This window comes from Bacillus sp. SIMBA_026 (assembly GCF_046535335.1).
Lineage (GTDB): Bacteria > Bacillota > Bacilli > Bacillales > Bacillaceae > Bacillus > Bacillus velezensis.
In genome coordinates this window covers 1-237 of record NZ_JAWRWX010000466.1, presented here as the reverse complement: position 1 = coordinate 237, position 237 = coordinate 1, and the positions used below count along the sequence as shown (strand labels likewise).

The 237-nt window shown below is 51.9% G+C and carries 1 protein-coding gene; it reads left to right on the top strand.

Features of this window, described 5'->3' with window-relative positions:
- Positions 1-18: 18 nt before the first annotated feature.
- On the top strand, positions 19-237 hold a 219-nt coding region (locus SB847_RS22180), incomplete at its 3' end, for a hypothetical protein (RefSeq protein WP_410578912.1).

Sequence of the window (237 nt, the reverse complement as noted above, 5' to 3'; positions counted from 1 at the left end):
AACCAGGAGATCGTGAAAATGGAAAACGAATTGGTCAAGGCGGACCCCGCGGAACTCATCAAACTTTTTACCGAGTCCATGCGATCGGCATTGCCTGCCGAAGACATCGCGCTGGTGTCGTCCGGATTGCGCGCGGCACAAGAAGGTAAGCAATATCCGGCAAAGGCTAATGTCATCAGCGCCATCTTTTATCTGCGCTTTCATATTGAAACGACGGCGGACCGGAAATACGGCAAT